The sequence below is a fragment of the Micrococcus sp. genome, from assembly GCF_030523875.1.
In the GTDB taxonomy this organism is placed as follows: domain Bacteria; phylum Actinomycetota; class Actinomycetes; order Actinomycetales; family Micrococcaceae; genus Micrococcus.
Map to the genome: position 1 here is coordinate 1 of NZ_JAUNHR010000045.1, position 18,362 is coordinate 18,362.

The following is an 18,362-nucleotide window of genomic DNA, read 5'->3' on the forward strand; positions in this document are numbered from 1 at the left end:
AGCAGGCCGCCCTGGGCCAGCACCCGCCCGAAGGCGCCGCGTTCCTCGGCCAGGTGGATCGCCGAGGGCTGGGTGCCGACGATCGGGACGCCGTCGGCCTCCAGGCCGGCCGCCAGACCGAGCGGGGTCTGCCCGCCGAGCTGGACGATGACGCCGACCACCTCGCCGGAGCGCTGCTCGGCGTGCACCACCTCGAGCACGTCCTCCAGGGTGAGCGGCTCGAAGTAGAGCCGGTCGGAGGTGTCGTAGTCGGTGGAGACGGTCTCGGGGTTGCAGTTGACCATGACGGTCTCGTAGCCGGCCTCGCGCAGGGCGAGGGTGGCGTGCACGCACGAGTAGTCGAACTCGATGCCCTGGCCGATCCGGTTGGGGCCGGAGCCCAGGATGACCACGGACTCCTTCTCATGCGGCTGGACCTCGGTCTCGAGGTCGTAGCTGGAGTACCGGTAGGGGGTGAACGCCTCGAACTCGGCGGCGCACGTGTCCACGGTCTTGAAGACGGGCCGCACGCCGAGCGCGTGCCGGACGCCGCGCACGACGGCCGGGTCCATGTGGCGCAGCGCGCCGATCTGGGCGTCCGAGAAGCCGTGGCGCTTGGCGCGGCGCAGGACCGCCTCGTCCAGCTGCGGGGCCGTGCGGACCTCGTCCGCGATCTCGTTGACCAGCATGAACTGGTCCAGGAACCACGGGTCGATCTTCGTGGCTTCGAGGGCCTCCTCGAGCGTGGCGCCCGCGTAGAGGGCCTGCTGGGTCTGGGCCAGGCGGTGCGTGGTGGCGGTGCGCGCCTGCTCGAGCAGGGCGGCCGGGTCGGCGTCGCGGTCGAAGGCCAGCTCCGAGCCCTTCTGCTCGAGCGAGCGCAGGGCCTTCTGCAGGGCCTCGGTGAAGTTGCGGCCGATCGCCATGGCCTCGCCCACCGACTTCATGGTGGTGGTCAGGGTGGGGTCCGCGGCGGGGAACTTCTCGAACGCGAAGCGCGGGACCTTCACCACCACGTAGTCGAGCACCGGCTCGAAGGAGGCCGGGGTCTTCTGCGTGATGTCGTTGGGGATCTCGTCCATCGTGTAGCCCAGGGCCAGCTTCGTGGCGATCTTGGCGATCGCGAAGCCGGTGGCCTTCGAGGCCAGCGCCGAGGAGCGGGACACGCGCGGGTTCATCTCGATGACGACGACGCGCCCGTCCTCCGGGTTCACGGCGAACTGGATGTTGCAGCCGCCGGTGTCCACGCCGACCTCGCGGATGACGTTGATGGAGATGTCGCGCAGCTTCTGGTACTCGCGGTCCGTCAGCGTCATGGCCGGGGCCACGGTGATGGAGTCGCCGGTGTGCACGCCCACGGGGTCCACGTTCTCGATCGAGCAGACCACCACGACGTTGTCGTTCTTGTCCCGCATCATCTCGAGCTCGTACTCCTTCCACCCGAGGATGGACTCCTCCAGGAGCACCTCCGAGGTGGGCGAGTACTGCAGGCCGGCGCCGCAGATGCGCCGCAGGTCGGCCTCGTCGTAGGCCATGCCGGAGCCGAGGCCGCCCATCGTGAAGGACGGGCGCACGACCACGGGGTACTTCAGGTCCTCGACGGCGGCGAGGGCCTCCTCCATGGTGTGCACGATGTGGGACCGGGCCGACTCGCCGCCCGAGCGCTCGACGACGCCCTTGAACTTCTCGCGGTTCTCGCCCAGCTCGATCGCTGCGATGTTCGCGCCGATCAGCTCCACCCCGTACTCCTCCAGCACCCCGTCCTTGTCCAGGGCGATGGCGGTGTTCAGCGCGGTCTGCCCGCCGAGGGTCGGCAGGACGGCGTCCGGGCGCTCCTTCTCGATGATCTTGGCGACCACCTCGGGGGTGATGGGCTCCACGTAGGTGGCGTCGGCCAGCTCCGGGTCGGTCATGATCGTGGCCGGGTTGGAGTTCACCAGGACGACGCGGACGCCCTCCTCCTTGAGCACGCGGATGGCCTGCGTGCCGGAGTAGTCGAACTCGGCGGCCTGGCCGATCACGATGGGGCCGGAGCCGATGACCAGGACGGACTTCAGGTCGGTGCGCTTGGGCATGGATCAGGCTCCTTCGGTGGTGGCGGACGCGGCGGTGCCGGCGCGGCGCTCGGCGAGCGCCTGCGCGAAGCGGTCGAACAGGCCGAGCGAGTCGTGCGGCCCGGCGGCGGCCTCGGGGTGGAACTGGACGGAGAAGGCGGGGCGGTCGAGCAGGCGCAGGCCCTCGACCACCTGGTCGTTGAGGGACCAGTGGGAGACCTCGACGCGGCCGTAGCGGGCCTCGGGGGCCTCGACGGCCTCCCCGAGGGGCGCGTCGACGGCGAAGCCGTGGTTCTGCGAGGTGATCTCCACCCGGCCGGTGGCCTTGTCCATCACGGGCTGGTTGGGGCCGCGATGGCCGAACGGCAGCTTGTAGGTGCCGAAGCCGAGGGCGCGGCCGAAGATCTGGTTGCCGAAGCAGATGCCGAAGTACGGCAGCCCGGCGTCGAGCACCTGGCGCAGCACGGCCACCTGCTCGTCCGCGGTGGCGGGGTCGCCCGGGCCGTTGGAGAGGAACACGCCGTCCGGCTCGACGGCCTGGATGGCCGCGAAGTCGGCGTCCGCGGGCAGCACGTGCACGCGGATGCCGCGGGCGGCCAGGTGCCGCGGGGTGGCGGCCTTGATGCCGAGGTCCAGGGCGGCGATCGTGGCGATCGGCTCGCCCTCCCACCCGTGGTCGGCCGGCTCGACGACGTAGGCCTCCTCCGCCGTGACGGTCTCGGCCAGGCGGGCGCCCGCCATGGAGGGCTGGCTGCGGACCTGCTCGAGCAGCTCCGCCTCGGGGCGGAGGGCGTCCTCGCCGGAGAAGATGCCGGCCTTCATGGCGCCCTCGGTGCGCAGGGCGCGGGTGATCGCCCGGGTGTCCACGTCCTGGATGCCGACCACCCCGTGGGCGGTGAGCTCCTCGTCCAGGGTGCGCTCGGAGCGCCAGTTCGACGGGCGCCGCGCGGCGTCGCGGACCACGTAGCCGGCCACCCAGATCGCCCGGGACTCGGCGTCCTCGTCGTTGACGCCGGTATTGCCGATGTGCGGGGCGGTCTGCACCACGATCTGGCGGGCGTAGGAGGGGTCGGTGAGGGTCTCCTGGTAGCCGGTCATGCCGGTGGTGAAGACGGCCTCGCCCAGGGTGGTGCCGCGGGCGCCGTAGGGACGACCGCGGTGCACGGAGCCGTCCTCCAGCACCAGCACGGCGGTCTCGGGGGTCGGGGTGCTCATCGGGCGTCCTCCTGTCCTGCGCGGGCGGGGGCCGCGCGGTCGATGATGGTCTGCAGGGCCGCCAGCAGGCGCGCCCGGTCCTCGGGTCGGCGGGGGCGGAAGGCCGAGGTGAGGTCGGCGTCGCCGAGGCGCCAGCCCCACGCGATCAGGCCGCCGGGCTCCACGAACTTGCCTGCGATCCCGGCCGAGAGGCCGGCCTCGCCCAGGTGCGCGGCGGGCACGAACAGGGGGGCCATCTCCGGGCGCAGCACGAGCAGGCCGGGCCGGTCGCCGGCGGTGTGGACCTCCAGCACCGCGTCCGAGCGCAGCCCCAGCCCGTGCACGGCCACGCGGTCCAGGCGGTCCTGGCCGGAGACCGTGCCCACGAACATGCCCTCGGAGCGCTCGGCGGGCTCGAGCTCGAGCACCTCGGGCGGCACCGGCGCGGGCGCCGGGATGCCGGCCTGGCGGCGGTGCCGGCCGCGCCAGCCCCACCACAGCAGGGAGAGCAGCAGCGCGATCACGGCCAGGGTGCCCAGGGTCAGCGGCAGCCACACGTCCCCGTAGTCCTTCATGGGGGCCTGCGGCGCCACGGGGCGCACGCCGGCCAGGGCGGCCGCCGCCATCGTCGGCGCGGTCGAGGCGATCACGCCGCGCCCCCCTCGGCCGGGTGCCGCACGGGCTCGGCGAGCGCGCCGTCCGTGACCACGGCCCGGCCGCGGTACACGGTGTGCACGACGGCGCCGGGCAGCTCCATGCCGCGGTACGGGCTGTTCCGCGATCGCGTGGCGTGGGTCTCGGGGTCGACGGCGCGGCGCACGGCGGGGTCCCAGAGGACGAGGTTGGCGGGGGCGCCGACGGTGGGCACGCCGGCCTCGTCCGCCTGGCCCTGCTCGGTGAGCCCGCCGATGCGGGCCGGGGCCACGGACATCGCGCGGGCGACGCCGGCCCAGTCCATCAGGCCGGTGTCCACCATGGCGTGCTGCACCACGGACAGCGCGGTCTCCAGGCCGGTCATGCCCATGGCCGCGACGGTCCACTCGCACTGCTTGGCCTCCGCGGTGTGGGGGGCGTGGTCCGTGCCCACGGTGTCGATCGTGCCGTCGGCGAGTGCGGCGCGCAGGGCGAGCACGTCGGACTCGCGGCGCAGGGGCGGGTTCACCTTGTACACCGGGTCGTAGCTGCGCACGAGCTCCTCGGTGAGCAGCAGGTGGTGGGGGGTGACCTCGGCGGTGACCTGCACCCCCTGCTCCTTGGCCCAGCGGATGAGCTCGACGGAGCCGGCGGTGGACACGTGGCACACGTGCAGGCGGGAGTCCACGTGCCGGGCCAGCAGGACGTCGCGGGCGATGATCGCCTCCTCGGCGACGGCGGGCCAGCCGGCCAGGCCGAGGACGCCGGAGAGCTCGGACTCGTTCATCTGGGCGCCCGCGGTGAGCTTCGGCTCCTGGGCGTGCTGGGCGACGAACCCGTCGAAGGACTTCACGTACTCGAGGGCGCGGCGCATGATCACGGCGTCGTGCACGCACATGCCGTCGTCGGAGAACATCCGCACGCGGGCCTGGGAGTCGGCCATCGCGCCGAGGTCGGCCAGGGCCTCGCCGGCCAGGCCCACGGTCACGGCGCCCACCGGGTGGACGTCGCACCAGCCGGCCTCGCGGCCCAGGCGCCAGACCTGCTCGACGACGCCGGCGGTGTCCGCGGTGGGGGTGGAGTTGGCCATGGCGTGCACGGCGGTGAAGCCGCCCATGGCGGCGGCGCGGGTGCCGGTCTCGACGGTCTCCGCGTCCTCCTTGCCGGGCTGGCGCAGGTGGGTGTGCAGGTCCACGAGGCCCGGCAGCAGCACGAGGCCCTCGGCCGGGATCCGCCGGGCGTCGCGGGCGCGGGCGTCGTCGAGGGCGCCGACGGCGGCCACGCGGCCCTCCGCCACGAGGACGTCGGCGGTGTCCCCCGAGGCGAGGGTCGCCCCACGGAACAGCAGGTCGGGGAGGTCGGTGGTGGGGGTGCTCACGGGCGGTCCTCCTGGGCGGGGGCGGTCGGGGCGGGGGCGGCGTCCTGGTTCAGCACGAGGTGCAGCACGGCCATGCGCACCGAGACGCCGTTGGCCACCTGCTCCAGGACGGTGTTGCGCGGGGAGTCGGCGGCGGCGTCGCAGATCTCGAGGCCGCGGTTCATGGGGCCGGGGTGCATCACCAGCGGGGCGGCGAGGGCGCCGCCGGGGCGGGCGGACAGACGGGCGAAGCGGTCCGGGGTGAGGCCCCACGTGCGGGTGTACTCCCCCGCGGAGGGGAAGAAGGCCCCGCCCATGCGCTCGCCCTGCACGCGCAGCATCATGACGGCGTCCGGGGCGTCCTCGAGGACCTCGTCCAGCGAGTAGGTCACCCGGGCCGGCCAGGCGCCCACGCCCACGGGCAGCAGGGTGGGCGGGGCGGCGAGGGTCACGCGGGCGCCGAGCAGGGTCAGCAGCCACACGTTGGAGCGGGCCACCCGGGAGTGGAGGATGTCGCCGACGATCACCACGTGCATCCCGGCCAGGTCCGTGCCCTCGGGGCGGCGTCCGGCCTCGGCGGCGAGGTGGCGGCGCAGCGTGAACGCGTCCAGCAGCGCCTGGGTGGGGTGCGCGTGGGTGCCGTCGCCGGCGTTGACGACGGCGGAGCGCACCCAGCCGGAGTCGGCCAGCTGGCGGGCCGCGCCCGAGGACCAGTGGCGCATCACGATCGCGTCCGCGCCGATGGCCTCGAGGGTCTGCACGGTGTCCTTGAGGGACTCCCCCTTGGAGACCGAGGAGCCCTTGGCGGAGAAGTTGATCACGTCCGCGGACAGCCGCTTGGCGGCGGCCTCGAAGGAGATGCGGGTGCGGGTGGAGTCCTCGAGGAAGAGGTTGACCACGGTGCGCCCGCGCAGGGCCGGCAGCTTCTTGACCTCGCGGTCGTTGACGGCGGCCATCTCCTCGGCCGTGTCGAGGATCGCGAGGGCCTCGGTGCGGGTCAGGTCGGCGGTGTCGAGCAGGTGGCGCACGGCTCAGCCCTCCCGGGGGGTCTCGGCGGGGGCGTCGGCGATGCGCACGGCGTCCTCGGCGTCCCGTCCGCCGGCGTCGGGCCCGTCCACCTCGACGAGGCGGACCTGGACCCGTTCGGCGGTGGAGGTGGGCAGGTTCTTACCCACGAAGTCCGCGCGGATCGGCAGCTCGCGGTGCCCGCGGTCCACGAGGACCGCCAGGCGCACCGCGGCGGGCCGGCCGAGGTCGGCCAGCGCGTCGAGGGCGGCGCGGACGGTGCGGCCGGAGAACAGGACGTCGTCCACGAGCACCACCACGGCGCCGTCGATCGGAGTGCGCGGCAGGCGGGTCGGCGCGGGCGTGCGCGCGGCGCCGCGGCGCAGGTCGGCGCGGTAGAGGGTGACGTCCACCTCCCCCACGGACGCGTCGGCGTCGAACGCAGGGTCGATGCGGTGCAGGACGGCGCCCAGGCGGCGGGCCAGGGGCACGCCGCGGCGCGGGATGCCCATCAGGACCAGGCCCGCCGGGCCCTTGTTGGCCTCGAGGATCTCGTGGGCGACGCGCGTGAGCGCGCGGTCGATCTCGGGGGACGTCAGGACGGTGCGTGCAGCACGAGGTGCGGCCGGGGTCTGGCCCATGGCGGCGCCTCCTTCCCCGCCTCACAGGACGGTCGTTAAAGGATGCGGTGCGCGCTCACGGTCCCCGCGGGGGCCGACGGGCGCGCCTCGAGAGTACCAGCGCGGCCCCGGGGCGGCGGAGCCGGGGACGCCTGCCCCCGGCCCCGGGCCGGGGGGGGCGGGCGCAGGCCCGCCCGGGGGGGGGGGGCGGGGGCGCCCGCCCCCGCCCCCCGGGCCGCGGGGGGGGGGGGTCGGCGGCGCCCCCGCCCCCGGCCCCCGGACGGGAGGGGACGGGCTCAGGCCAGCAGCGTGGGCTTGACCTGCTGCAGCCGGCCGAGCAGGCCGTTGACGAACTCGGGCGAGTCGTCCGTGGACAGGGCCGCGGCCAGTGCCACGGCCTCCGAGACGGCGACGCCGTCCGGCACGTCGTCCTGGAACAGCAGCTCCCACGCGCCCACGCGCAGGATGGCGCGGTCCACGGCGGGCATGCGGTCCAGGGACCAGCCGCGCGAGTAGGAGGTCAGGGCCTCGTCCAGGCGCTCCTGGTCCGCGATCACGCCCTCGACGAGCCGCTGGGTGTACTCGTTGACCTTCAGGTCCGTGCTCTCACGCCGCGTGCGGATGCCCTCGAGGACGCTGCTCCCGCGGGCCTCGGCCTCGAACAGGATCTCCACGGCGCGCTGCCGGGAGCGGCTGCGCGCCGTGGTCCCCCGCTTCGCGGCGGACGGGGAGGCGCTGTCAGTCATTCACGCGGCCCAGGTAGTCGCCGGAGCGGGTGTCCACCTTGACGCGGGTACCCTGCTCCACGAACAGCGGCACCTGGATCTCCGCGCCGGTCTCCACGGTGGCGGGCTTGGTGCCGGCCGAGGAGCGGTCGCCCTGCAGGCCCGGCTCGGTGTAGGTGATCTCCAGGACCACGGACGCCGGCATCTCGAGGTACAGCGGGGTGCCCTCGTTGAGGGCGATGACCACCTGGGTGTTCTCCAGCATGAACTTGGCGGCGTCGCCCACGACGGCGGCGGGCACCGTGATCTGGTCGTAGTCCTTGACGTCCATGAAGACGTAGTCCTCGCCGTCCTGGTACAGGTACTGGTAGTCCGAGCGGTCCACCGTGGCGAACTCCACCTTGGTGCCGGCGTTGAAGGTCTTGTCCACGACCTTGCCGGTGGTGATGTTCTTCATCTTGGTGCGCACGAACGCACCGCCCTTGCCCGGCTTGACGTGCTGGAACTCGATGACGTTCCAGAGCTGGCCCTCCAGGTTCAGCACGGAGCCGTTCTTGATGTCGTTGGTGGTCGCCACGTGGTCTCTCCCGATCTCCTGCGGACCTCGCCGGGCCCGCGTCCTTGTCTGTCAGTGTGCGCCTGCCAGTGTACTGGCGAGGCTCATTCGGCGATCTCCTGGTAGGCCGCGAACAGCAGGGACGCGTCCGGGATGTCCACGGTGACCGGGCGGCCCGGCCCATCCAGCAGGACGAAGCGCAGCTGGTCGCCGCGGTTCTTCTTGTCCCGCCGGATGCCGTCCAGCAGGGACTGCCAGCGGTCCCCGCGGTAGGACACGGGCAGGCCCAGGGACTGCAGGACGGACCAGTGGCGGTCCGCGGTGGCGTCGTCGAGCCGGCCCAGGGAGCGGGCGAGCTCGGCGGCGAAGACCAGGCCCACCGAGACCGCGGCGCCGTGGCGCCACTGGTACCGCTCGGCCAGCTCGATCGCGTGGCCCAGGGTGTGGCCGTAGTTGAGGGACTCGCGGGGTCCGGCCTCGCGCAGGTCCTCGGAGACCACCCGGGCCTTGACGGCGATGGAGCGCTCGATCAGCTCGCGCAGCACGGCCGAGTGCGGGTTCTGCGCCTGGGCCGGGTCCGCCTCGATCAGGTCCAGGATCCGCGGGTCCGCGATGAAGCCGCACTTGACCACCTCGGCGAGTCCGGAGACCAGCTCGTTGGCGGGCAGGGTGAGCAGCGTGTCGAGGTCCGCCAGCACGCCGGCCGGCGGGTGGAAGGCGCCCACGAGGTTCTTGCCCTCGGAGGTGTTGATGCCGGTCTTGCCGCCCACGGCGGCGTCCACCATGCCCAGCAGGGTGGTGGGCATGTGGATCACCCGCACCCCGCGCAGCCACGTGGCGGCCACGAAGCCGGCGAGGTCCGAGACGGCGCCGCCGCCCACGGACACGATCGCGTCCGAGCGCGTGAAGTCGTTCTGGCCCAGGACCTGCCAGCAGAAGCCGGCCACCTGCAGGTGCTTGCCCTCCTCCGCGTCCGGGATCTCCGCGGTGAGGGAGGTCAGGCCGGCGGCCTCGAGGTCGTTCTTCACCACGTCGCCGGTGGCGCGCAGCGCCCGGGGGTGGATCACGAGGACGCGGCGCACGTGGGGGCCCAGCATCGCGGGCAGGCGGGCGAGCAGGCCGCGGCCCACCACCACGTCGTAGCCGCCGGAGGCCGCCGCGGCGGAGCCGCCGGACACGGGGATCACGGTGACGTCCGACGCGTCCGCGGCGGGCGGGGCCTCGGCGGGCGGGGCGGTCTCGATCGGGTCCGGCTGGATGTCCGTCATGGGCGCGTTCGACTCCTCGGGGTCGGGGGGATCAGGTCCACGATACGCGAGGCCGCCTCGGCCGGGGACAGGCCGGTGCCGTCCACCTCGACGTCCGACGCCGCCCGGTACAGCGGCGCCCGCTCGGCGAGGATGCGCCGCCACATGCCCGCCGGATCCCCCGCCAGGACGGGCCGCCCGGCCCCGCCGCCCACGCGGCGCAGGGCCTCCTCCTCCGCCACCGTGAGGCTCACCACGAGGGCCGGGGACGCCGTCAGCCGGGACCGGGTGGCCGCGCTCAGCACGGCGCCGCCCCCGCACGCGAGCACGCAGGGCTCGGGCAGGGCGAGGACGTGGCCGACGACGCGCTCCTCCTCCCGTCGGAACGCCGGCTCGCCGTGCTCGGCGAAGAACGCCGGGATGGGGCCGTGGGCGCGCACGAACAGGTCGTCGGCGTCCACGAACGCCAGGCACAGCCGCTCGGCCACGTGGCGGCCGACCGTGGTCTTGCCCGCGCCCATGGGGCCGACGAGGACGACGCCGGCCGGGGGCTGCGGTGCGGCGGCGCCGGCGTCGCGGCGGGCGCGGGCGCCGGCCAGGCGGGCGTCCAGCCCGCGGACCATGGCCTCCCAGGAGGGGGCGAGGTCCGCGGGCGAGGGCGCGTCCGTCATGAGAGGGGGTCGCCCATGGGCCCCTCGCCCCCGCCCTCGGCCGGGGCGTCCGGCAGGACGGGCAGGGACTGCGCGAACGCCGTCATGTTGCGGCGGGTCTCGGCGACCGAGTCGCCGCCGAACTTCTCGAGCACCGCGTCGGCCAGCACGAGGGCCACCATGGCCTCGGCGACGATCCCGGCGGCGGGCACGGCGGCGACGTCGGAGCGCTGGTGGTGCGCGGTGGTCTCCGCCCCGGTGGCGACGTCCACGGTGGGCAGCGCCCGGGGAACGGTGGCGATCGGCTTCATGGCGGCGGACACGCGCAGCACCTCGCCGGTGGACATGCCGGCCTCGATCCCGCCGGCGCGCTCGGTCATGCGGCGCGGGCGGCCGTCCTCGCCGCGGGTGATGCCGTCGTGGGCGTCGGAGCCGCGGCGGGAGGCGGTGGCGAACCCGTCGCCCACCTGCACGCCCTTGATGGCCTGGATGCCCATGAGGGCGCCGGCCAGGCGCGCGTCGAGGCGGCGGTCCCAGTGCACGTGCGAGCCCAGGCCCACGGGCACCCCGTAGGCCAGGACCTCCACGACGCCGCCCAGGGTCTCCCCCGCCTTGTGGGCGTCGTCCACCTCGGCGACCATCGCCGCGGACACCTCCGGGTCGAGGCAGCGCACGGGGTCGGCGTCGAGCCGGTCCTGGTCCTCGGGCCGCGGGAAGGCGTGGTCCTCGGGCAGGGCCACGGCGCCGAAGGACACCGTGTGGGAGACGATCCGCACGCCGAGCTCGGCGAGGAACGAGCGGGCCACGGTGCCGAGGGCCACGCGCGCGGCGGTCTCGCGGGCCGAGGCGCGCTCGAGCAGCGGACGGGCCTCGTCGAAGCCGTACTTCTGCATGCCCGTGAGGTCCGCGTGCCCGGGGCGCGGGCGCGTCAGCGGCTGGGAGCGGGCCAGGCCGGCCAGCTCCTCCTCGGGCACCGGGTCGGCGGACATGACCTTCTCCCACTTCGGCCACTCGGTGTTGCCCACCTGGATGGCCACCGGGGAGCCGAGGGTGCGGCCGTGCCGCACGCCGCCGAGGATCGTCACGGCGTCCTGCTCGAACTTCATCCGGGCGCCGCGGCCGTAGCCGAGACGACGGCGCGCGAGCGCGTCCTGCACGTCCTGCGTCGTCACCGGGATCCCGGCGGGCAGTCCTTCGACGATTCCTGTGAGCGCGGGGCCATGAGACTCGCCCGCTGTCAACCAGCGCACCATGCGCCCGAGTCTCTCACGGGCGCCGCCTCCTCCGGCCCCGTGTGACCCCGCCGGACGGTCCTCCCCCGGCGGCTCAGCGCGGCAGGGCGGCGGGGCCCAGGGCCTCGGCGGCGGCGCGGGTGACGGCCGACCAGTCCGGCTCGGGCGTGCCGAGCGTGCGTCGGGGGCGCTCGGTGAACAGGCGCACCTGCTCCACCCCCTGGTGCAGGAGCATCGCGACGCCCGAGACCACCGTCCCGCCGGCGTCGGACCACGCCCGGGCCAGCACGGAGGGCCAGGGGTCGTACGCGGCGTCCAGCAGGGGCGGCAGCTCCCCCGGGGCGACGACGGCGGCCAGCGGGTCCGCCGCGCGCGGCGGCAGGGTGGACACCACGGCCCTCAGCCCGCCCGCCGCGGCCACCAGTGCCTCCTGCGGGCACGTCGCGGCCGCCAGGCCGAGATCGCGGGCGAGGCCGAGGACGTCCACGGCCCGGCCGGCGTCGCGCACCCCGAAGCGGACGGCGTCCGCGCCGAGGGCGTGGGCCGCGGCCACCGCGGCGGAGGCGGTGCCCCCGTTGCCCAGCACGCCCACCGTGCCGCCGCGGACGGACGTGTCCAGGCCGCCGTCGGCGAGGGCGCGGACGATCCCGTCCACGTCCGTGTTGTGCGCGAGGACGCGGCCCGGGTGCTCGGGGTGGTCGCGCACGAGCGTGTTGGCCACGCCGAGGGCGCGCACCCGGTCGGTGAGCTCGTCCGCGGCGGCCACGACGGCGGACTTCAGCGGCATGGTGACCGAGCAGCCGAGCCAGTCCTCCCCCGCCGTGAGCGCGGCGGGCGCGCCGACCTCCCCCGGCACGCCCAGCCGGTGCGCCAGGAACGCGTGCACCTGATCCTCGCCGAGGTCCTCCCGCGTGTACTCGACGTCCAGGCCGAGCACCGCGCACGCGGCGCCGTGCAGGACCGGGGAGAGCGAGTGGGCCACGGGACGACCCAGGACGGCCGCGCGCAGGCGGGGGGCGCCCGCCGCGCTCACGAGCAGATCTCCGGGTTCTGGGCGCAGTACGTGCGGAACTCCTCCTGATAGGCCCGGTGCTGCTCGTAGGTCTTCGAGAACTCCGTGCGCCCGGTGGCGATGTCCACGGTGACCCAGTAGAGGTCGTCGGAGGGCACCGGCGCGAGGGCGCCCTCCACCGCGGCGTCCGAGGGCATGCCGATCGGCCCCGGCGGCAGGCCCCGGTGCTGGTACGTGTTGTAGGGGTTGGACTCGTCCGCCCGCTGGGCGGCGGTGAACTGCAGGTTGCGGCGGCCCAGGCCGTAGTTCACGGTGGAGTCCACCTGGAGCAGGCCGCGGGTCTCCGCGTCCACGTCCGCCAGGCGGTTCTCGATGATGCCGGCCACGCGGGCGTAGTCCTTCGGCAGGGCCTCGGCCTCGAGGATGGAGGCCATCGTGACGACCCGCTGCTGCTGCGCCGGGTCGGTGACGCCGTGCTGGACGAGGAAGGCCAGGCGGGGCTTGACGAGCTCGGCCAGGATGTCCTCCGCGTCGGCGTCCACCGGCGGGTAGTGCTCGCCCGGGTCCAGCCAGCCCTCGAGGCTCGGCGCCTCGGCCGGCACCCCGTACGCCGTGGGGTCCGCCGCGGCGGCGTCGAACTCGGCCCGCGGGATGCCGGTGGACTCGGCCACCGCGTCGAGCGCCTCGTCCAGCCACTGGCCGCGGCCGATCACCACGTAGTGGGCGGCGCCGTCGGAGCGGCCCTGCAGGACCGCCAGCGCGTCCGCCGCGGGCATCCGCTCGCGCAGCACGTAGTCGCCGGCGCCCACCGAGGACTGGCCGGCCTCCTCCGCGGCCTCGAGCACGGCCCGGTCCGAGGCGACGATGCCGCGCTCGTCCAGCCGGGCGGCGATCGAGCCCAGGTCCTCGCCCGGGCGCACCGTGAACGTGACGTCCTCCCCCGAGGCCTCCGGGCGGTCCGCCGGCTCGAACAGGCCGCGCGTCAGCCACGCCGCCCCCAGGACGACGGCGAGGGCCACCGCACCCAGCACGAGCGCCGTGCGCAGACCCTGCCCTGACCGGCCGCCCCGCGCGTGGGCACCGCGGCCCGCCACGGGCACGGCGCCGGCGGCCCGGGCACGACCCGGCGCCAGGCGACCCGAGGTGAGGCGACCCGCCGCGTCCCGGGCTGCGGGATCGGCGTCGTCGCTGTCGTCCTCGCCGCGGTCCACGAAGGAGAAGACGTCCAGGTCGTCGTCCGGGTCCTCCTCGTGCCCCTGCGGCGTCTCGGGCGGGATGCTCATCGGTCGGTCTCCTCCTCGGCGGGCGTCCCCGCCCACATGCCGGTGCGCCGCTGCTCGTCGAGCGCGGACTGCAGGATGGCCACCGCGGCGGCCTGGTCGATCACGTCACGGCTGTCCTTCACCCGGCGCCCGGCCCGGTGCAGGCCCGCCTGGGCCGTGACCGTGCTCAGCCGCTCGTCCACGAGCCTCACGGGCACATGGCGGCCCTCCCGGGCCAGGCGCTCGCGGACGGCGGCCGCGTAGGCGAGGGCGTCCTCGGTGGACGGGGTGTGCTCCCCGCGCAGGTTGCGCGGCAGCCCCACCACCACGGCGACGACGTCCAGCTCCTCCGCGTGGGCGGCGAGCTCGTCGAGGTCGCGCAGGCGCCTGGCGTCCCGGCGCAGCGTGGCCACGGGGGTGGCCATGAGCCCGTCCGGGTCGGAGGACGCGAGGCCCACGCGGGCCCGGCCCACGTCGACGGCGAGCACGCGGCCGCGGACCACGGCGTCCGCCCCCGGCCCGGAGGTCGGGTCGGGGGCCTGCGGCGCGGCGGCGGCGTCCACGGGGGCGGGCCTCAGGCGTCCTGGACGGCGGCGCGCACCGCGTCCAGGGCCTGCTCCACGGCGGAGGCGTCCTGGCCGCCGCCCTGGGCGACGTCGTCCTTGCCGCCGCCCCCGCCGCCGAGCACGCCGGTGGCGGTCTTGACCATGGCGCCGGCCTTGAGCCCGGCGGAGCGGGCGGCCTCGTTGGTGGCCACCACGACGAGCGGGCGGCCCTTGGCCTCGCCGGTCAGGGCGACGAGCACCGGGGTGCCCGCGGCGTTGCCGGCGGCGTTCTCGAGACGGGAGCGCAGGTCGAGCACGAGGGAGCGCAGCTGGTCGCCGGCCACCTCGCCCACGTGGTGGGCGAGGACCCTGACGGAGGCGCCGGACGCCGTCGTGACGTCCTGGGCCTGGGCGGCCAGGGTGCCGGCCTGGGCCTGGAGGGCCCTGGCCTGGAGGTCGGCCACCTGCTTCTCGGCGGCCTTGAGTCGGTCCATGGTGGCGGAGATGCGGTCCTTGAGCTGGTCGGCGGGCGCCTTGAACATCTCGGACAGGTCGGAGACGAGGGTGCGCTCGGCGGCCAGGTGGCGGAACGAGTCCAGGCCCACGAGGGCCTCGACGCGGCGGTTGCCCGAGCCCACGGACTGCTCGCCCAGCAGGGTCAGGGAGCCGATCTGCGCGGTGCGGCCCACGTGGGTGCCGCCGCACAGCTCGCGGGACCAGGCGCCGTCGATCTCCACGACGCGCACGCGGTCCCCGTACTTCTCGCCGAAGAGGGACATGGCGCCCATCCTCCGGGCCTCGTCCAGGGACATCTCCTGGGTGAGCACCTGGTGGTCGTCGCGGATGGCGATGTTCACCACGTCCTCGATCTCCGAGCGCGCCATGGCGGACACGGACTCCGCCCAGCGGAAGTCGAAGCGCAGGTAGCCCTCCTTGTTGAAGGAGCCGGACTGCGTGGCCTCCGGGCCGAGGATCTGGTGCAGCGCGGCGTGCACCAGGTGCGTGCCGGAGTGCGCCTTCTCGCCGTCCAGGCGGCGCTGCAGGTCGATCCGGCCGACGGCGTCCGCGCCCACGGGCACCTCGCCCTCGGCCACGCGCACCTTGTGCACGGACAGGCCCTTGACCGGGGCCTGGACGTCGAGCACCTCGAGGGTGAAGCCGTCGCCCGTGATCAGGCCGGTGTCCGCGGCCTGGCCGCCGGACTCGGCGTAGAACGGGGTGGCGTCCAGGACGAGCTCGACCTCCTGGCCGGCCCCGGCGGAGGGGACCTCCTCGCCGCCGGCCAGCAGGCCGCGCACCACGGACTCGGTGGTGTGCTCGGTGTAGCCGGTGAAGTGGGTCTGCCCCTCGGAGCGCAGCCGCTGGTACACGGCGGTGTCCCCGTGGCCGGACTTCTTGGCCTTGGCGTCCGCGCGGGCGCGGTTCCGCTGCTCGGCCATCAGGGTGCGGAAGCCCTCCTGGTCCACGGCGACGCCGGCCTCCTCGGCGATCTCGAGGGTCAGCTCGATCGGGAAGCCGTAGGTGTCGTGCAGCTCGAAGGCGTCCGCGCCGCCCACGCCGGCGCCCGCGGTGCGGGCCTGGGCGAGGGCTGCGTCCAGGCGGGCGGTGCCCGCGGCGATCGTGCGCAGGAACGCCTTCTCCTCGGCGTACGCGATGCGGGAGATGCGCTCGAACTCGTCCGCCACCACCGGGTAGGCCCCGGCCATCGCGTCGCGGGAGACCGGCAGCAGCTCCGGGAACACCGGGTCGGTGACGCCCATCAGGCGCAGGGCGCGCACCACGCGGCGGATCAGGCGGCGCAGCACGTAGCCGCGGCCCTCGTTGCCGGGGCGGACGCCGTCGCCGATCAGCATGAGCGCCGAGCGCACGTGGTCGGCCACCATGCGCAGGCGCACGTCGTCCTCGTAGTGCGGGTCGGCCGGGTCCTCGGTGGAGGTGTACTCGCGGCCGGCCAGTGCGGCGGCACGGTCGAGGACGGGACGGACCTGGTCCGTCTCGTACATGTTCTCCACGCCCTGCAGGATCATCGCGAGGCGCTCCAGGCCCAGGCCCGTGTCGATGTTCTTGTTCTGCAGCTCGCCGGCGACGTCGAAGTCGTCCTTGGAGCGCACCGCGGAGAGGCGGTACTGCATGAACACGAGGTTCCAGATCTCGATGTAGCGGGTGTCGTCCGCCTCCGGTCCGCCCTCCACGCCGTACGCGGGGCCGCGGTCGTAGAAGATCTCGGAGCAGGGGCCGCCGGGGCCGGGCTGGCCGGTGTTCCAGTAGTTGTCCGCGGTGCCCATCCGCTGGATGCGCTCGGCGGGCACGCCGACGTCCTCGCGCCAGATGCGCGCGGCCTCGTCGTCCTCCTCGTACACCGTGACCCACAGGCGCTCGGGGTCCAGGCCGAAGCCGCCCTCGCCCACCGGGGTGGTCAGCAGCTCCCAGGCCATGGGGATGGCCCTCTCCTTGAAGTAGTCGCCGAAGGAGAAGTTGCCGCACATCTGGAAGAAGGTGCCGTGGCGGACGGTCTTGCCGACCTCCTCGATGTCCGCGGTGCGGATGCACTTCTGCACGGACACGGCCCGCGGCGAGGGCGGGGTCTGCTCGCCCAGGAAGTAGGGGATGAACGGGACCATGCCGGCCACCGTGAACAGCAGCGAGGGGTCCGGCGAGACCAGGGAGGCCGAGGGCACGGCCCGGTGGCCCTGCTTCTCGAAGTAGGCCGTCCAGCGGCGGGCGATCTCGTGGGACTTCATGCGTTCGGGTCCTTCGGGGTGGTCGGGGCGGCGGGGGCGTCGACGGCCTCGCCGGGGATGGTCATGCGGGCGGACGGCGACGGGCGCGTGCGCTCCCCCGGGTGGCGCGCCTCCCCGGGGCCGGGGGCGGTCTCACCCGGGACGATGGTGACGGCCGGGCCGAGCAGCTGGGACACCCACGGCGGGGCATCGGCGCGCAGGCGCTCGGTGAACGCCTGGGCGCTCTGGGCGACGGCCTCGGCGGCGGCGTCCCCCACGGCCTGGCCGGCGGAGCGGCCCAGGCGGGTGGGGTCCAGGGTCTCGCGGACGCGGCGGCCGGCCTCCTGCTCGGCGGCACGGCGGCCCGTCTCGGTCGCGCGGTGGGCGAGCCATCCGGCGGCGGTGCCGGTGCCGAGCAGCAGCAGCGAACGGATCACGGTGTCCTCCTGACATGGGCGCCCCGGCGGGCGCACGGGCTCCACTGTACCGGCGCGGGCGCCCCGGCCCCGGGCTGGGCGCGTGCCGGACAGGCCGCAGGCCCGGCCACCTCGGAAGAGGTGACCGGGCCTGCGGGACGCACGCGTCGGCGTCGTCCCCGGCACGCAGCCGGGAGCGGACGGATCAGCGGGCGTAGTACTCGACCACGAGCTGCTCCTCGCAGGTCACGGGGACCTCGGAGCGCTTGGGGCGGCGGGAGAGGGTGGCGCGCAGCTTCTCGATCTCCACGGTCAGGTAGCCCGGGGTGGCGGGCAGGACCTGCTGGTGGGCGCCGGCGGCGGCCAGCTGGAAGGGCACCATCTTCTCGGAGCGCTCGTGCACGTGGATCATCTGGCCCTCCTTCACGCGGAACGAGGGGATGTCCACGCGCTTGCCGTCCACCATGATGTGGCGGTGCACGACGAGCTGGCGGGCCTGCTGGATGGTGCGGGCGAAGCCGGCGCGCAGCACGAGGGCGTCGAGGCGCATCTCGAGGAGCTCGACCAGGTTCTCACCGGTCAGGCCGGCGGTGCGCTTGGCCTCCTCGAAGTAGCGGCGCATCTGGGCCTCGCGGATGTTGTACTGGGCGCGAAGGCGCTGCTTCTCCTTCAGGCGCACCGCGTAGTCGGAGTCCTGCTTGCGGCGGGCGCGGCCGTGCTGGCCGGGGCCGTACGGACGGCGCTCCATGTACTTCTCGGCCTTGGGGGTCAGGGCGATGCCCAGGGCGCGGGAGTGCCGCACGGTGCGGCGGGTGCGGAGGTTGCCACTCATGGTGGATCTCGCTTTCTTCTCGACGTGCGGCACGGTTCGGGTTTGTCGACGCGGCCCTCGTCGAGGGGCGTGTCACCTGGCCTCCGCGGTTCCATCGGAGAGCTGAGGGGCGTGCCGCCGCCCGTCATCCACTGATGCGCTGCGCTCCCCGACCACGGGCACACGCGTGCCCGGCGCAGGAGGCCTGCGTGAGATCGGGGGGATCCGTCCGGTGGCGCAGCGCCTGCCAGACAGCGGTCAAGCCTAGCAGAGGCGTGGCGTCCGGCCCGGCGGCGGGGTCCTCGCCGCGCGTCGCGGACTTCCCCCTGCTTCCCTGCCCCCCTGCG

The 18,362-nt window shown here is 74.8% G+C and carries 17 protein-coding genes; all 17 read right to left on the reverse strand.

Annotated features, from left to right (window positions below):
- The coding region (gene carB / locus Q4D18_RS07255; RefSeq protein ID WP_303126857.1) for a carbamoyl-phosphate synthase large subunit at positions 1–2,051 on the reverse strand (2,051 nt) is incomplete at its 3' end.
- A gap of 3 nt (positions 2,052–2,054) precedes the next feature.
- Complete coding sequence (gene carA, locus Q4D18_RS07260) at positions 2,055–3,245, reverse strand: glutamine-hydrolyzing carbamoyl-phosphate synthase small subunit (protein WP_303126859.1); 1,191 nt, start codon at positions 3,243–3,245, stop codon at positions 2,055–2,057.
- Positions 3,242–3,874: a hypothetical protein gene (locus tag Q4D18_RS07265; protein ID WP_303126861.1), complete on the reverse strand. Its 633-nt coding sequence runs from the start codon at positions 3,872–3,874 to the stop codon at positions 3,242–3,244. Before Q4D18_RS07265 ends, carA begins: the two co-directional genes overlap by 4 nt.
- Positions 3,871–5,235 carry a dihydroorotase gene (locus Q4D18_RS07270; RefSeq protein ID WP_303126863.1) on the reverse strand — a complete coding sequence of 455 codons (1,365 nt, stop codon included), beginning with the start codon at positions 5,233–5,235 and terminating at the stop codon, positions 3,871–3,873. Before Q4D18_RS07270 ends, Q4D18_RS07265 begins: the two co-directional genes overlap by 4 nt.
- Positions 5,232–6,242: an aspartate carbamoyltransferase catalytic subunit gene (locus Q4D18_RS07275; RefSeq protein ID WP_303126865.1), complete on the reverse strand. Its 1,011-nt coding sequence runs from the start codon at positions 6,240–6,242 to the stop codon at positions 5,232–5,234. Before Q4D18_RS07275 ends, Q4D18_RS07270 begins: the two co-directional genes overlap by 4 nt.
- A gap of 3 nt (positions 6,243–6,245) precedes the next feature.
- Positions 6,246–6,860: a bifunctional pyr operon transcriptional regulator/uracil phosphoribosyltransferase PyrR gene (pyrR, locus tag Q4D18_RS07280; protein WP_303126867.1), complete on the reverse strand. Its 615-nt coding sequence runs from the start codon at positions 6,858–6,860 to the stop codon at positions 6,246–6,248.
- A gap of 275 nt (positions 6,861–7,135) precedes the next feature.
- The gene (gene nusB, locus Q4D18_RS07285; protein WP_303126869.1) at positions 7,136–7,585 is read right to left on the reverse strand and encodes a transcription antitermination factor NusB; all 450 of its coding nucleotides are present in this window, start codon (positions 7,583–7,585) and stop codon (positions 7,136–7,138) included.
- Positions 7,578–8,141, reverse strand: coding sequence for an elongation factor P (gene efp / locus Q4D18_RS07290; RefSeq protein ID WP_303126871.1), 564 nt, complete (start codon positions 8,139–8,141; stop codon positions 7,578–7,580). Before efp ends, nusB begins: the two co-directional genes overlap by 8 nt.
- Before the next feature lie 83 nt (positions 8,142–8,224).
- On the reverse strand, positions 8,225–9,388 hold the full coding sequence (gene aroB, locus Q4D18_RS07295) for a 3-dehydroquinate synthase (protein WP_303126873.1): 1,164 nt from the start codon (positions 9,386–9,388) through the stop codon (positions 8,225–8,227).
- Positions 9,385–10,038 carry a shikimate kinase gene (locus Q4D18_RS07300; protein ID WP_303126875.1) on the reverse strand — a complete coding sequence of 218 codons (654 nt, stop codon included), beginning with the start codon at positions 10,036–10,038 and terminating at the stop codon, positions 9,385–9,387. Before Q4D18_RS07300 ends, aroB begins: the two co-directional genes overlap by 4 nt.
- Positions 10,035–11,270, reverse strand: a complete 1,236-nt coding sequence (gene aroC, locus Q4D18_RS07305) for a chorismate synthase (RefSeq protein ID WP_303126877.1) — start codon at positions 11,268–11,270, stop codon at positions 10,035–10,037. Before aroC ends, Q4D18_RS07300 begins: the two co-directional genes overlap by 4 nt.
- 73 nt (positions 11,271–11,343) lie before the next feature.
- A complete protein-coding gene (locus Q4D18_RS07310) occupies positions 11,344–12,282 on the reverse strand; it encodes a shikimate dehydrogenase (protein WP_303126879.1) in 939 nt (312 codons plus the stop codon).
- A complete protein-coding gene (gene mltG / locus Q4D18_RS07315) occupies positions 12,279–13,544 on the reverse strand; it encodes an endolytic transglycosylase MltG (RefSeq protein WP_303126881.1) in 1,266 nt (421 codons plus the stop codon). Before mltG ends, Q4D18_RS07310 begins: the two co-directional genes overlap by 4 nt.
- Positions 13,541–14,086, reverse strand: a complete 546-nt coding sequence (gene ruvX, locus Q4D18_RS07320; RefSeq protein WP_303126883.1) for a Holliday junction resolvase RuvX — start codon at positions 14,084–14,086, stop codon at positions 13,541–13,543. Before ruvX ends, mltG begins: the two co-directional genes overlap by 4 nt.
- Before the next feature lie 11 nt (positions 14,087–14,097).
- Complete coding sequence (gene alaS / locus Q4D18_RS07325; RefSeq protein WP_303126884.1) at positions 14,098–16,809, reverse strand: alanine--tRNA ligase; 2,712 nt, start codon at positions 16,807–16,809, stop codon at positions 14,098–14,100.
- Positions 16,806–17,225, reverse strand: a complete 420-nt coding sequence (locus Q4D18_RS07330; protein ID WP_303126885.1) for a hypothetical protein — start codon at positions 17,223–17,225, stop codon at positions 16,806–16,808. The genes alaS and Q4D18_RS07330 overlap by 4 nt, the downstream gene beginning before the upstream one ends.
- 184 nt (positions 17,226–17,409) lie before the next feature.
- Entirely contained in the window at positions 17,410–18,036 is a 627-nt protein-coding gene (rpsD, locus tag Q4D18_RS07335) for a 30S ribosomal protein S4 (RefSeq protein WP_248125327.1), read from the reverse strand.
- Between the last annotated feature and the right edge of the window lie 326 nt (positions 18,037–18,362).

What these genes read in the sequence shown, in the direction of transcription:
- carA (WP_303126859.1), bottom strand. Translation starts at nt 3,245, where the DNA reads ATGAGCACCCCGACCCCCGAGACCGCCGTGCTGGTGCTGGAGGACGGC.
- pyrR (WP_303126867.1), bottom strand. Translation starts at nt 6,860, where the DNA reads ATGGGCCAGACCCCGGCCGCACCTCGTGCTGCACGCACCGTCCTGACG.
- nusB (WP_303126869.1), bottom strand. Translation starts at nt 7,585, where the DNA reads ATGACTGACAGCGCCTCCCCGTCCGCCGCGAAGCGGGGGACCACGGCG.
- aroB (WP_303126873.1), bottom strand. Translation starts at nt 9,388, where the DNA reads ATGACGGACATCCAGCCGGACCCGATCGAGACCGCCCCGCCCGCCGAG.
- Q4D18_RS07300 (WP_303126875.1), bottom strand. Translation starts at nt 10,038, where the DNA reads ATGACGGACGCGCCCTCGCCCGCGGACCTCGCCCCCTCCTGGGAGGCC.
- aroC (WP_303126877.1), bottom strand. Translation starts at nt 11,270, where the DNA reads ATGGTGCGCTGGTTGACAGCGGGCGAGTCTCATGGCCCCGCGCTCACA.
- mltG (WP_303126881.1), bottom strand. Translation starts at nt 13,544, where the DNA reads ATGAGCATCCCGCCCGAGACGCCGCAGGGGCACGAGGAGGACCCGGAC.
- alaS (WP_303126884.1), bottom strand. Translation starts at nt 16,809, where the DNA reads ATGAAGTCCCACGAGATCGCCCGCCGCTGGACGGCCTACTTCGAGAAG.
- rpsD (WP_248125327.1), bottom strand. Translation starts at nt 18,036, where the DNA reads ATGAGTGGCAACCTCCGCACCCGCCGCACCGTGCGGCACTCCCGCGCC.